Consider the following 12,664-nt stretch of genomic DNA (forward strand, 5'->3'; position numbering starts at 1 on the left):
TCCTCAAGTAGTCCGGCCCGCACCACAGTGATAGTCAGCCAGAGCACACCAGGCGGCGCGCACTTCGCCTTCACCGACAGGTGGGGCGGGGTGAGCGCCGCTCCCTATGGGACCCTCAACCTCGGCGGGGCCGTCGGCGACGAGCCGGCCGCCGTCGCCGGAAACCGCGACCGGGCCGCCGCCGCACTCGGCCTCGACCCGGCCCGGGTGGTGTGGATGAACCAGGTGCACGGCCGGGACGTCGCCGTCGTCGACCGCCCCTGGCCCCAGAGGGAGACCCCGGCGGTCGACGGCGTGGTGCACGCCGGCGCCGGGCTCGCGCTCGCGGTGCTGACCGCCGACTGCACGCCCGTACTGCTCGCCGACCCGGTCGCCGCCGTGATCGGGGCGGCCCACGCCGGCCGTCCCGGCCTGGTGGCCGGGGTCGTCCCGGCCACCGTCGAGGCCATGGTCGGGCTCGGCGCGCGGCCCGACCGTATCGAGGCCGCGCTCGGCCCCTCGGTCTGCGGCGCCTGCTACGAGGTGCCGGAGCGGATGCGCGCCGAGGTCGCCGCCGTCGTGCCGGAGGCGTACGCCACCACGAGCTGGGGTACGCCGGCGGTCGACGTGGCGGCCGGGGTGCGCGCGCAGCTCGACACGCTCGGGGTGCGCACCGTGACCGCCCCGCCGGCGTGCACGCTGGAGTCGAAGGACCACTTCTCCTACCGCCGGGAGCGTGTCACCGGCCGGCTGGGCAGTTACGTGTGGCTGGAGTCGAACCGATGACCGAACCGCTGGAGCCCGTCACCGAGAAGGACCGCCGGGACGAACTCGCCGCCAACCTCGAAGCCGTGGAGCGCCGCATCGGCGACGCCTGCGCGGCGGCGGGCCGCGACCGGTCCGAGGTGACCCTCGTCGTCGTCACCAAGACCTACCCCGCGAGCGACGTGCGGCTGCTCGCCGGACTTGGCGTTCGCAACGTCGCGGAGAACCGCGACCAGGAGGCGGCGGCCAAGGCCGCCGAGTGCTCCGACCTCCCACTCACCTGGCACTTCGTCGGCCAGCTCCAGACCAACAAGGTGCGCTCGGTCACCGACTACGCGGACGTCGTGCACTCGGTGGACCGGGGCCGGTTGGTGACCGCGCTCTCCAGCGCCGCCCAGCGGCAGGGCCGGGAGCTGGACTGCCTGCTGCAGGTGGCCCTCGACAAGGAGGCGGGCGGCGGGGAGGCGCCTGCGGGCGCCGGGCGCGGCGGCGTCGCGCCGGACGCGGTGCTCGAACTCGCCGAGCAGGTCAGGGCCGCGCCGAGGCTGCGACTGGCCGGTCTGATGACCGTCGCGCCGCTCGCCGGGCCGTTCGCCGGCCGGCCCGGGGCGGCGTTCGAGCGGCTGATGGAAATCTCCCGGAGCCTGCGTACTCTTGAGCCGACTGCGAACATGGTGTCCGCGGGCATGAGTTCGGATCTGGAGGAGGCCGTGGCGGCCGGTGCGACACATGTACGTGTCGGCAGTGCGGTGCTCGGAGTCCGACCCCGGCTCCGGTAACGTCGCCAAGCAAGTCGGACCACCGTAGAAAATATGGTCATTTCCGACTGTAACGGGCAGGTCACGTGGATCCTGGTCGCCGATGACGGAGCCGATCCACCACAGAGCGGAGGAAGCGGAGCATGGCCGGCGCGATGCGCAAGATGGCGGTCTACCTCGGCCTCGTGGAGGACGATGGGTATGACGGCCGGGGGTACGACCCCGACGACGAGTTCGAGCCCGAGCCCGACCCGGACCGGGACCGCCGACGGCAGAACCACCAGCAGGTGCACGATCCGGAGCCCGAGGAGTCGGTCCGGGTGGTCCACCCGCCGGCCCAGCGCGAACGTGATCAATCTCCCGCTCTGGTGCCCGACGCGGGCCGGGTCAGCAGGATCGCGCCCGTGTCGTCCATCACACCTGAACGTCCCAACCTGGAGAAGAACGCACCCGTGATCATGCCCAAGGTCGTCTCCGAGCGGGAGCCCTACCGCATCACCACACTCCACCCCAGGACGTACAACGAGGCCCGTACCATCGGGGAACACTTCCGCGAGGGCACGCCGGTGATCATGAACCTGACCGAGATGGACGACACCGACGCCAAGCGTCTTGTCGACTTCGCGGCCGGTCTGGTGTTCGGTCTGCACGGCAGCATCGAGCGCGTGACCCAGAAGGTCTTCCTGCTGTCTCCTGCTAACGTCGATGTCACGGCGGAGGACAAGGCCCGCATCGCAGAGGGCGGGTTCTTCAACCAGAGCTGATACAACACCAGACAAGCCCCGGTCAGCGGGCCGGGCACACCAGCCAAGGGGAGAGGGAAGCACACGATGGGGACAGTGCAGCAAGTGGTTCTCGTCGCGCTGCAATGCTTTCTTGTGGTCCTGATCTTCCGGCTGGTGATGGACTACGTGTTCATGTTCGCCCGCTCATGGCAGCCCGGCAAGGCGATGGTGGTCGTTCTCGAGGCCGCCTACACTGTCACCGACCCGCCACTCAAGCTCCTGCGGCGGTTCATCCCGCCGCTGCGCTTCGGGGGTGTGGCGCTCGACCTGTCCTTCTTCGTACTGATGATCATCGTTTACATCCTGATCAGCATCGTGGCCAGTCTGTGAACGAGTACGGTCTTGCCGATATGCCGATGACCTACGTTGAGGTGAAGAGATGCCGCTGACCCCCGAGGACGTGCGGAACAAACAGTTCACGACCGTCCGTCTGCGAGAAGGCTACGACGAGGACGAGGTCGACGCCTTCCTGGACGAGGTCGAAGCCGAACTGACCCGCCTGCTCCGCGAGAACGAGGACCTGCGCGCCAAGCTGGCCGCGGCCACCCGCGCCGCCGCGCAGAACCAGCAGAACATGCGCAAGCCCGAGCCGCAGGACCGCCCGCAGCAGGGCGGCCCCGTGCCGCCGGCCATATCCGGACCGCAGCCGGTGCCGCCGGGCCAGCAGCAGATGGGCGGACCGCCCCAGCTGCCCGGTGCGCCGCAGCTGCCTTCAGGACCCGGCGGCCCGCAGGGCGGACCGCACGGTGGCCCCGGCGGTCCCGGCCACATGGGCCCCGGTGGGCCGGGCGGCCCCATGGGCGCCCCGCAGATGCCCCAGCAGAACAACGACAGTGCCGCCCGGGTGCTCAGCCTCGCCCAGCAGACCGCCGACCAGGCGATCGCCGAGGCCCGCTCGGAGGCCAACAAGATCGTCGGCGAGGCCCGCAGCCGCGCCGAGGGTCTGGAGCGCGACGCCCGCGCCAAGGCCGACGCCCTGGAGCGGGACGCCCAGGAGAAGCACCGCGTCGCGATGGGCTCCCTGGAGTCCGCCCGCGCCACGCTGGAGCGCAAGGTCGAGGACCTGCGCGGCTTCGAGCGGGAGTACCGCACGCGCCTGAAGTCCTACCTGGAGAGCCAGCTGCGTCAGCTGGAGAGCCAGGCCGACGACTCGCTGGCCCCGCCGCGCAGCCCGCAGGCCCCCTCGCTGCCGGCTTCGCCGTCGATGGCCTCGGCCGGCGCCTCCGGCGGTGGCGGCACGATGGGCGGTCACCAGACCATGGGCGGCAACCCGTCGATGGGCGGCGGCGCCGGGCACGGCGGCCACCACACCCAGGGCGGCGGCCAGACCTACGGCGGCCAGCAGCAGATGTCCCCGGCCATGACCCAGCCCATGGCACCGGTGCGGCCGCAGGGCCCGCAGCCGATGGGCCAGGCGCCCTCGCCGATGCGGGGCTTCCTCATCGACGAGGACGACAGCTGACCCGGCGCGCCTGAGCGCGTCCGGGCAGGACGTCGGCATACATCCGAAGGGCCGGACCCCACCAGGGGTCCGGCCCTCGGCCGTTCACGGACGCCGGGCGGGACCGGCACGTCCCGCCCGGCGGTCCGGGCCCGGCGCCGCTCGGCACCGGACCCGGGACGGGCGGTCAGGCCCGGCGGAGCCAGAAGGTGAGGCCGAGCTGCTCGTCCTCGAAGGCCTGGCCGAACGACTCGTCCGGCTCGCCCTCCGCGAGACTCGTGGCCAGCACCTCGTTCGCGATCAGCGAGGCGTGGTCGCTCATCGCCGCGGCGATCTCACCGGTCTCACCGGTCTCGCCGGACGCGTCAGCCGCGGCGGCCCGCCAGCGCAGCTCGATCCGGTCGGCGACGTCCAGACCGGAGTTCTTCCGGGCCTCCTGGATCAGCCGGATCGCGTCCCGCGCCAGACCGGCCCGACGCAGCTCCGGAGTGATCTCCAGGTCCAGCGCCACGGTGGCGCCGGTGTCCGAGGCCACCGACCAACCCTCGCGCGGCGTCTCGGTGATGATGACCTCCTCGGGAGAGAGCGCGACCGTCTCGCCCTCCACCTCCACCGACGCGGTGCCGGCGCGCAGCGCCGCGGACAGCGCCGCCGCGTCCGCCTCGGCGATGGCCCTCGCCACCGGCTGCGTACCCTTGCCGAACCGCCGGCCGAGCGCCCGGAAGTTCGCCTTGGCGGTGGTGTCCACTAGCGAGCCGCCCACCTCGGACAGCGAGGCCAGCCGGCTGACGTTCAGCTCCTCGGCGATCTGCCTGCGCAGGTCGTCGTCGAGCAGTTCGAAGCCCTGCGCCGCGACCAGTGCCCGGGACAGCGGCTGGCGGGTCTTGACGCCGGACTCCGCGCGCGTCGCACGGCCCAGCTCGACCAGCCGCCGGACGAGCAGCATGTCAGCCGACAGCTGCGGGTCGACCGCCGACAGGTCGGCCGTCGGCCAGCCGGCCAGGTGCACCGACTCCGGGCTGCCCGGCGTCACCGGCACCACCAGGTCCTGCCAGACCCGCTCGCTGATGAACGGCACCAGCGGGGCCATCAGCCGCGTCACCGTCTCCAGCACGTCGTGCAGGGTGCGCAGCGCCGCCGGGTCGCCCTGCCAGAAGCGGCGCCGGGAGCGGCGCACGTACCAGTTGGACAGGTCGTCCACGAAGGTGGACAGCAGCTTGCCGGCGCGCTGCGTGTCGTAGGACTCCATGGCCCGGGTGACCTGGTCGACCAGCGCGTGCAGCTCGCTCAGCAGCCAGCGGTCCAGCAGCGGCCGGTCGCCGACGACCGGGTCGCCCTCGCCCGGCGCCCACTCGGACGTGCGCGCGTACAGCGCCTGGAAGGCGACGGTGTTCCAGTAGGTCAGCAGCGTCTTGCGGACGACCTCCTGGATCGTGCCGTGGCCGACCCGCCGCGCCGCCCACGGCGAGCCGCCGGCGGCCATGAACCAGCGGACCGCGTCGGCGCCGTGCCGCTCCATGAGCGGGATCGGCTCCAGGATGTTGCCCAGGTGCTTGGACATCTTGCGGCCGTCCTCGGCCAGGATGTGGCCGAGGCAGACGACGTTCTCGTACGACGACCGGTCGAACACCAGGGTGCCCACGGCCATCAGCGTGTAGAACCAGCCGCGGGTCTGGTCGATCGCCTCGGAGATGAACTGCGCCGGGAAGCGCTGCTCGAACAGCTCCTTGTTGCGGTACGGGTAGCCCCACTGCGCGAACGGCATCGAGCCGGAGTCGTACCAGGCGTCGATCACCTCGGACACCCGTTCGGCCGTCAGCGAGCAGCCCTCGGCGGTGCAGGGGAAGGTCACCTCGTCGATGTACGGCCGGTGCGGGTCGAGGCCGCTCTGGTCGCGGCCGGTGAGCTCCGAGAGCTGGGCCAGCGAGCCGACGCAGGTCAGGTGGTCCTCGCCGCAGCGCCAGATCGGCAGCGGCGTGCCCCAGTAGCGGTTGCGGGACAGCGCCCAGTCGATGTTGTTGCTCAGCCAGTCGCCGAAGCGGCCGTACTTGACGGACTCGGGGAACCAGTTGGTGCGCTCGTTCTCCCGCAGCAGCGCGTCCTTGACCTGCGTGGTGCGGATGTACCAGGACGGCTGCGCGTAGTACAGCAGCGCGGTGTGGCAGCGCCAGCAGTGCGGGTAGCTGTGCTCGTAGGCCAGGTGCCGGAAGAGCAGACCGCGCGACTGGAGGTCGGCGACCAGCGCCTCGTCGGCCTTCTTGAAGAACTGGCCGCCCACCAGCTCCAGCTCGGGCTCGAACGTGCCGTCGGGCCGGACCGGGTTCACGACGGGCAGGCCGTAGGCGCGGCAGACCTTCAGGTCGTCCTCACCGAAGGCCGGGGCCTGATGGACGAGGCCGGTGCCGTCCTCGGTGGTCACGTAGTCGGCGTTGACCACGAAGTGCGCGCCCTCGACCGCCACCAGCTCGAACGGCCGCCGGTAGGACCAGCGCTCCATCTCGGCGCCGGTGAAGCGCTCGCCGGTGGCCTCCCAGCCCTCGCCCAGCGCCTTCGCCAGCAGCGGCTCGGCCACCACCAGCTTCTCGGTGCCGTCCGTCGCGACGACGTACGTCACCTCGGGGTGGGTGGCGACGGCGGTGTTGGACACCAGGGTCCAGGGTGTGGTCGTCCACACCAGCAGGGCCGCCTCGCCGGCCAGCGGCCCGGAGGTCAGCGGGAAGCGGACGTAGACCGACGGGTCGATGACCGTCTCGTAGCCCTGCGCCAGCTCGTGGTCGGAGAGCCCGGTGCCGCAGCGCGGGCACCAGGGGGCGACCCGGTGGTCCTGCACGAGCAGGCCCTTGTCGAAGATCTGCTGGAGCGACCACCAGACCGACTCGATGTACTGCGGGTCCATCGTCCGGTAGGCGTCGTCGAGGTCGACCCAGTAGCCCATCCGCTCGGTGAGCTGGGCGAACGCGTCGGTGTGCCGGGTGACGGACTCGCGGCACTTGTCGTTGAACTCGGCGATGCCGAAGGCCTCGATGTCCTTCTTGCCGTTGAAGCCCAGTTCCTTCTCGACGGCCAGCTCCACCGGCAGGCCGTGGCAGTCCCAGCCGGCCTTGCGGGCCACGTGGTAGCCCTGCATCGTGCGGAACCGGGGGAAGACGTCCTTGAAGACCCGCGCCTCGATGTGGTGCGCGCCGGGCATGCCGTTCGCCGTCGGCGGGCCCTCGTAGAACACCCACTCGGGGCGCCCCTCGGACTGCTCGAGCGAGCGGTTGAAGATCTTCTGCTCCCGCCAGAAGTCCAGCACGGCGTGCTCGAGCTCTGGCAGATCGACCTGCGCGGGCACCTGGCGGTACAGCGGAGTCGGACTCATCTGACGTTCCTCCGGCGGACATGACCACTTCCGTCAGAGGGACGAGGTCCGCCGAACGGCGGCGCTCCCGCGGTACCACCCTCCTTGGCGGCAGGACAGGTCCCACCGCCCTCTCATTGAGGACAGCGTGCCGGTTCTACTCGCCCCCGCCTCGGCGGGCGGGGCTTTCCTCCGGCGGCTCCGGGGTGATCTTCACGTCCGCGCCGGCCGCCGGGCTCACACCGTCCCCGGTTCGCTGCTGGCCGCGTTCGGACGCTACTCGTCCCCTTCAACGCCTTTCGCTGCCGCCCAGTGTAAGGGCCCTCACGCCACGCCGCCGAACGGTTTCCCACCGGCGCGACAGGGCACAACGCCCTCGCGGACTTCGGGGCGGTCACAGGTAGAAGGCGATCTGTCCGGCGTGCCCCGTTGCCGGATGGTTCTGGCGGAATTATCGTTCCGGCACGATTCGCGAGCAAGATCACAATATGTGAAGGGATCGCGGCCATGGTTGCGAGCAGGTCCGCCGAGGGTAAGCCGGCACCCGACGAAGAGCCGGACCAGCCCGTCACCGGGGCGGCGGAGAAGGCCACGGAGAGGACGGCCGCCAGGAAGGCGACGGCGAGGAAGGCGGCCGCGGAGAAGACGGCGGCCAAGAAGACCACCGCCAAGAAGACCACCGCCAAGAAGACCACCGCCAGGAAGGCGGCGGCGAAGAAGACGGCGGCGAAGAAGACGGCGGCGAAGAAGACGGCGGCCGGGAAGAGCACCGCCGGGACGACCACCGCCGAGAAGGCGACGACGGACAAGACGGCCGCGAGGGCCGAGGAGCAGACGGGAGCCGAGCAGGTGGCTGCGAAGAAGAGCACGACCGACCAGGCGTCCGCGGTACCGCCGGCACGCAGCGCGACGGCGGTACCGCCCGGCGAGCTGGCCGTGCGCAGCGGCGAGGAGCCGTGGACCGACGCGGAGGTCGTCGAGGCCAGGACGGAACTCGAGGAGGAGGCCGGCCGCCGGCGCAGCGAGATCGCCGCCCTGGAGGAGGCGCTCAGCGGGCTGATGCGCGACTCCGGTGACGGCGCCGGGGACGACCAGGCCGACACCGGGAGCAAGAACATCACCAGGGAGCACGAGCTGGCGCTGGCCGGCAACGCCCGGGAGATCCTCTACCAGACCGAGCGGGCGCTGGAGCGTCTGGACGCCGGCACCTACGGCCTCTGCGAGAGCTGCGGGAACGCGATCGGCAAGGCCCGGATGCAGGCGTTCCCCCGGGCGACGCTGTGCGTGGACTGCAAGCAGAAGCAGGAACGCCGCTGATCGCCACGCACATGCCGTGTCGTACGCTCGTCCCGTGACATCAGAGGCGGAGCAGGCCATCGACGAAGTCCCGGACAGGAAACCCATCCGCGGTGCTGACGGCGCCGACGACGGTGCCGACGAGACGGGCGGCGCGGCCGCCCGCGGGCCGCGCCGCATCGCCATACTGCTGGGCGTGGCGGCGCTGGCCTACGTGCTCGACCTCGTCACCAAGCTGATCGTGGTGGCGAAGCTGGAGCACGAGCCGGCGATCGAGGTCATCGGCACGTGGCTGCGGTTCCACGCCGTGCGCAACCCGGGCGCGGCGTTCGGCATGGGCGAGGCGCTGACGATCGTGTTCACCGCGATCGCCGCGATTGTCATCGTGGTGATCCTGCGGATCGCCCGGAAGCTGTACAGCAGGCCGTGGGCGATCGCGCTCGGCCTGCTGCTCGGCGGTGCGCTGGGCAACCTCACCGACCGGATCTTCCGTTCCCCGGGGGTGTTCCGCGGCGAGGTGGTGGACTTCATCGCCCCGGCGCACTTCGCGGTGTTCAACCTCGCGGACTCCGCCATCGTCTGCGGCGGCATCCTGATCGTGATCCTCTCCTTCCGGGGCCTCGACCCGGACGGGACCGTGCACGACAAGTGACACCCGCCGCCGCCCACCGGGCGGCGGCCCCGGGGACGGGGGTCCGTGGGGGCGGCGGCGGTCCGGCATACTCGATCAGGTGAGTATCCCCGCGCCTGCGTCGCCCCCCGAAGTGAGAACACTGCCCGTACCCGACGGCCTGGAGGGCGAGCGCGTCGACGCCGCCCTGGCCCGGATGTTCGGGTTCTCCCGTACGAAGGCCGCCGAACTGGCCGCGGAGGGCAAGGTCCGACTGGACGGCGCCGAGGCGGGGAAGTCCGACCGGGTGTACGCCGGGGCCTGGATCGAGGTCGAGATGCCGGGCGCGCCGACGCCGGTCAGCGTCGTCGCCGAGCCCGTCGAGGGCATGGAGATCGTCCACGACGACGACGACATCGTGGTCATCTCCAAGCCCGTCGGGGTCGCCGCCCACCCCAGCCCCGGCTGGACGGGTACCACCGTCATCGGCGGTCTCGCCGCCGCCGGCTACACCATCACCACCTCCGGCGCCGCAGAGCGGCAGGGCATCGTGCACCGGCTGGACGTCGGCACCTCCGGCCTGATGGTCGTCGCCAAGTCCGAGCGCGCCTACAGCAGGCTCAAGCAGCAGTTCCGCGAACGCACCGTCGACAAGCGCTACCACGCGCTCGTCCAGGGGCACCCCGACCCGATGAGCGGCACCATCGACGCCCCCGTCGGCCGCCACCCCACCCACGACTACAAGTGGGCGGTCACCGCGCACGGCAAGCCCTCGGTGACGCACTACGACCTGATCGAGGCGTTCCGGGCGGCCAGCCTGCTGGACATCAAGCTGGAGACCGGCCGCACCCACCAGATCCGGGTCCACATGTCGGCCCACCGCCACCCCTGCGTCGGCGACACCACCTACGGCGCCGACCCCACCCTCGCCAAGCGGCTGCGGCTCACCCGCCAGTGGCTGCACGCCGTGCGGCTCGGCTTCGAGCACCCGGCGGACGGCGAGTGGGTCGAGTTCGAGAGCACCTACCCGGACGACCTCCAGCAGGCCCTGGACACGGTCCGCGCCGACAGCCACTGAGCGCGCCCACCGCCGCTGAGGATGACGCCGGCCCCGCCACACGGCGGGGCCGGCGCACGTCCGGGGCGGTGGTGCCTCAGATCCGCTTGTCCTCCGGCGACGTGTCCTCCCGGGCCACCCGGACCCTCGGGAGCGCGTGCGGGTGCTTCTCCTGGAGCCACGTCACCAGAGCCTCCCGCACTTGGCAGCGCAGCGCCCAGATGTCGTCGGCGGTGCGGGCCGTCATCGACGCCCGGACCTCGATCGTGGAGGGCGTGGAGTCGGTGACGACCAGGCCCCAGTTCCGCCCGTCCCAGTGGTCGCTGGCCCGGATGACCTCCTCGGTCTTCGCACGCAGCTCGGCCACCGGCGTGGTGTGGTCGAGGTGGAGGAAGACCGTGCCGGTCATCTGCGGGCCGCCGCGCGACCAGTTCTCGAACGGCTTGCTGGTGAAGTAGGACACCGGCATGGTGATGCGCCGCTCGTCCCAGGTGAGCACCACGAGGTAGGAGACGGTGATCTCGTCGACCGTGCCCCACTCGCCGTCCACGACCACGACGTCACCGATGCGGACCATGTCGCCGAAGGCGATCGACAGCCCCGCGAACAGGTTGCCGAGCGTGGACTGCGCGGCGATACCGGCGACGATGCCCAGCACACCGGCCGAGGCGAGCATCGAGGTGCCGACCGTCTTCATCGCGTCGAACTGCAGCATCATCGCGGCCACCGCGACCACCGTCACCACGGCCGTGGCGAGGCGCTGGATGAGCGTCAGCTGGGTCCGCACGCGGCGTATCCGGGCCGGGTCCTGCGCCACGCCCGAGTAGCGGACGGTGATCGTCTCGACGACCGCGGCGAGCACCCGCAGCACCAGCCATGCGGAGGCGGCGATCAGAATCAGCGTCAGCCACAGCTCGACCGTCTTCTGATCGTCCTTCACCAGCTTGGTGTACTCGAAGAGGTTGCGCACCAGCGCCACGAAGAGCAGAGCCTGGAGCGGCACCCGGATCCGGCGCAGCAGCCCCCACATCGGGGTCTCCGGGTGTCTCGCGTTCACCCGCACCAGCGCCAGGTCGACAGCCCAGGCGATGAGCCAGGAGAGGACAAGCGCGCCGCCGAACACCAGCGTCGGCCGCAGCACGTATTCCATCTGATCGAACTCCTCACTGGTAAACCGGCACCAAAGACCGTACCTGGCAGGATGGGGGTGAACGCGCCGCAAGCCGGCCGATCGCCGAAGCTGTGAAGGAAGTGACACCCGTGGCCAACGTCGTACTGTTCCACTCCGCCTACGGTCTGCGGCCGGCCGTCCTGGAGGCCGCCGAACGGCTGCGGGCGGCGGGCCACGACGTGCTGGCCCCGGATCTCTACGACGGGCGGACCACGGAGTCCGTGGAGGACGGGCTCGCGGTCAAGGAGGAGATCGGCCGCGACGAGCTCCTCAAGCGGGCGGTCACCGCCACCGCCTCGCGCTCCCCGCAGGGCCTGGTGTACGCCGGGTTCTCTCTCGGCGGCTCCATCGCGCAGAACCTCGCCCTGGCCGACGAGCACGCGCGCGGACTGCTCCTGCTGCACGGCACCTCCGACATCCACGAGGCGGTGTCGGTGGACGAGCTGCCCGTGCAGTTGCACGTGGCCGACCCCGACCCGTTCGAGCCGCACGACTGGCTGAACGCCTGGTACCTGCGGATGCGCAGGGCGGGCGCCGAGGTCGAGGTGCACCGCTACGCCGGCGCCGGCCACCTGTACACCGACAGCTCACTCCCCGACTGGGACGCCGAGGCAGCCGAGGCGACCTGGCGCACCGCCGAGGCGTTCCTCGCCGAACTGGGCTGAGCCGGACGCCGTTCCACCGGGTCGGCCGCCCCGGGGCCCGGCTCAGGGGAGGGTGCAGCGTCCGGAGCCGCCGCCCTGCGGATCGCAGACCAGCTTCTTGTCGTCCGCGCTGTCGCTCAGATAGCGCCCCACGCACTCGTTGGCGGTGGTGCGCCCACGGGCGGCGCACCACCGGACCGCCGCCCGGCCGTCCGCGAACGGGCCCGGTGCGTAGACCACCCAGTAGCCCGGGTTCAGCGACGCGTAGTCGTCGCTGCGCAGCAGCCGCGCCTCCGGAACGGAGTTCCGCACCGCCGCCAGCCGGCGGTCCCGGGCGGCCGTGCCCGTCGACACCGGCTCGGAGAAGAGCTGGGCGATCCAGCCGGGGCCCGGCCCGCCCGGCGGGTCGCCGCCGGGGTCGTCCGCCCGCGACGGCGGCTCCTCCGTGCGGTTCGTGTCCTGGTGGTCGTCGCGCCTGCCGTTCGGACGGCCGTCCTCGATGCCGGTCTCCTCGCCGGGGGTGCCCTCGGCGGCGGGGTCCGGGCCGTCGCCGCCGTCCGGTGTCGGGCTGTCGTCGGGCGACTCCTTGCCGGTGGGCGAGGGGTCGAGAGCCGTCGGGGACTCGGAACCGCCCTTGTTGTCGGCGTCGCCGCGGGCGAGCAGCACCCCGGCTCCCGCCCCGCCGGCCAGCACCAGCACGCCGGCGACCACCGCGGACACCACCGCCACCCGTCCGCGCCGCCTCGCCGGCGGCGTGACCGTGCGCGTCGGCAGGTCGGCGGTCCGGCCGGGCCGCGGCGTGGCCAACTCGGTGGGGG

General features: G+C 71.8%; 11 protein-coding genes and 1 pseudogene. 9 read left to right on the forward strand and 3 right to left on the reverse strand.

The features are described 5' to 3' along the window. Positions 1 to 27: 27 nt before the first annotated feature. From pgeF to GL263_RS11280, 5 genes are all read left to right on the forward strand, one after another. On the forward strand, positions 28 to 765 hold the full coding sequence (gene pgeF, locus GL263_RS11260; RefSeq protein ID WP_182855490.1) for a peptidoglycan editing factor PgeF: 738 nt from the start codon (positions 28 to 30) through the stop codon (positions 763 to 765). After that, positions 762 to 1,523, forward strand: coding sequence for a YggS family pyridoxal phosphate-dependent enzyme (locus GL263_RS11265; RefSeq protein ID WP_182855491.1), 762 nt, complete (start codon positions 762 to 764; stop codon positions 1,521 to 1,523). Before pgeF ends, GL263_RS11265 begins: the two co-directional genes overlap by 4 nt. A 122-nt stretch (positions 1,524 to 1,645) precedes the next feature. Then, positions 1,646 to 2,266, forward strand: coding sequence for a cell division protein SepF (locus GL263_RS11270; RefSeq protein ID WP_143645994.1), 621 nt, complete (start codon positions 1,646 to 1,648; stop codon positions 2,264 to 2,266). Between the two features lie 66 nt (positions 2,267 to 2,332). After that, complete coding sequence (locus tag GL263_RS11275) at positions 2,333 to 2,617, forward strand: YggT family protein (protein ID WP_182855492.1); 285 nt, start codon at positions 2,333 to 2,335, stop codon at positions 2,615 to 2,617. Positions 2,618 to 2,666: 49 nt separating this feature from the next. After that, positions 2,667 to 3,749: a DivIVA domain-containing protein gene (locus tag GL263_RS11280; protein ID WP_182855493.1), complete on the forward strand. Its 1,083-nt coding sequence runs from the start codon at positions 2,667 to 2,669 to the stop codon at positions 3,747 to 3,749. 166 nt (positions 3,750 to 3,915) lie between these two features. Here the strand turns inward: GL263_RS11280 and ileS are convergent, their stop codons facing one another. Then, positions 3,916 to 7,089, reverse strand: coding sequence for an isoleucine--tRNA ligase (ileS, locus tag GL263_RS11285; protein ID WP_182855494.1), 3,174 nt, complete (start codon positions 7,087 to 7,089; stop codon positions 3,916 to 3,918). Positions 7,090 to 7,575: 486 nt separating this feature from the next. Between ileS and GL263_RS11290 the strand changes: the two genes are divergently transcribed. The 3 genes from GL263_RS11290 to GL263_RS11300 all read left to right on the forward strand — a co-directional run bounded on the left by GL263_RS11290 (position 7,576) and on the right by GL263_RS11300 (position 10,052). After that, positions 7,576 to 8,385, forward strand: a complete 810-nt coding sequence (locus GL263_RS11290; RefSeq protein WP_182855495.1) for a TraR/DksA family transcriptional regulator — start codon at positions 7,576 to 7,578, stop codon at positions 8,383 to 8,385. A gap of 85 nt (positions 8,386 to 8,470) precedes the next feature. Further along, on the forward strand, positions 8,471 to 9,016 hold the full coding sequence (gene lspA, locus GL263_RS11295; protein ID WP_323379348.1) for a signal peptidase II: 546 nt from the start codon (positions 8,471 to 8,473) through the stop codon (positions 9,014 to 9,016). 85 nt (positions 9,017 to 9,101) lie between these two features. Beyond that, the gene (locus GL263_RS11300) at positions 9,102 to 10,052 is read left to right on the forward strand and encodes an RluA family pseudouridine synthase (RefSeq protein ID WP_182855499.1); all 951 of its coding nucleotides are present in this window, start codon (positions 9,102 to 9,104) and stop codon (positions 10,050 to 10,052) included. A gap of 76 nt (positions 10,053 to 10,128) precedes the next feature. Here the strand turns inward: GL263_RS11300 and GL263_RS11305 are convergent, their stop codons facing one another. Next, a complete protein-coding gene (locus GL263_RS11305) occupies positions 10,129 to 11,181 on the reverse strand; it encodes a mechanosensitive ion channel family protein (RefSeq protein WP_182855496.1) in 1,053 nt (350 codons plus the stop codon). A gap of 110 nt (positions 11,182 to 11,291) precedes the next feature. On the opposite strand from GL263_RS11305, the gene GL263_RS11310 reads away from it, so the two are divergent. Beyond that, on the forward strand, positions 11,292 to 11,867 hold the full coding sequence (locus GL263_RS11310) for a dienelactone hydrolase family protein (protein WP_182855497.1): 576 nt from the start codon (positions 11,292 to 11,294) through the stop codon (positions 11,865 to 11,867). Positions 11,868 to 11,909: 42 nt separating this feature from the next. Here the strand turns inward: GL263_RS11310 and GL263_RS28375 are convergent. After that, a pseudogene (locus GL263_RS28375) lies at positions 11,910 to 12,664 on the reverse strand (serine/threonine protein kinase); the annotation flags it as partial.

The sequence above is a fragment of the Streptomyces durbertensis genome (assembly GCF_014156695.1).
Lineage (GTDB): Bacteria > Actinomycetota > Actinomycetes > Streptomycetales > Streptomycetaceae > Streptomyces > Streptomyces durbertensis.

What these genes read in the sequence shown, in the direction of transcription:
- GL263_RS11280 (WP_182855493.1), top strand. Translation starts at nt 2,667, where the DNA reads ATGCCGCTGACCCCCGAGGACGTGCGGAACAAACAGTTCACGACCGTC.
- ileS (WP_182855494.1), bottom strand. Translation starts at nt 7,089, where the DNA reads ATGAGTCCGACTCCGCTGTACCGCCAGGTGCCCGCGCAGGTCGATCTG.
- GL263_RS11270 (WP_143645994.1), top strand. Translation starts at nt 1,646, where the DNA reads ATGGCCGGCGCGATGCGCAAGATGGCGGTCTACCTCGGCCTCGTGGAG.
- GL263_RS11275 (WP_182855492.1), top strand. Translation starts at nt 2,333, where the DNA reads ATGGGGACAGTGCAGCAAGTGGTTCTCGTCGCGCTGCAATGCTTTCTT.
- GL263_RS11265 (WP_182855491.1), top strand. Translation starts at nt 762, where the DNA reads ATGACCGAACCGCTGGAGCCCGTCACCGAGAAGGACCGCCGGGACGAA.
- GL263_RS11290 (WP_182855495.1), top strand. Translation starts at nt 7,576, where the DNA reads ATGGTTGCGAGCAGGTCCGCCGAGGGTAAGCCGGCACCCGACGAAGAG.
- GL263_RS11305 (WP_182855496.1), bottom strand. Translation starts at nt 11,181, where the DNA reads ATGGAATACGTGCTGCGGCCGACGCTGGTGTTCGGCGGCGCGCTTGTC.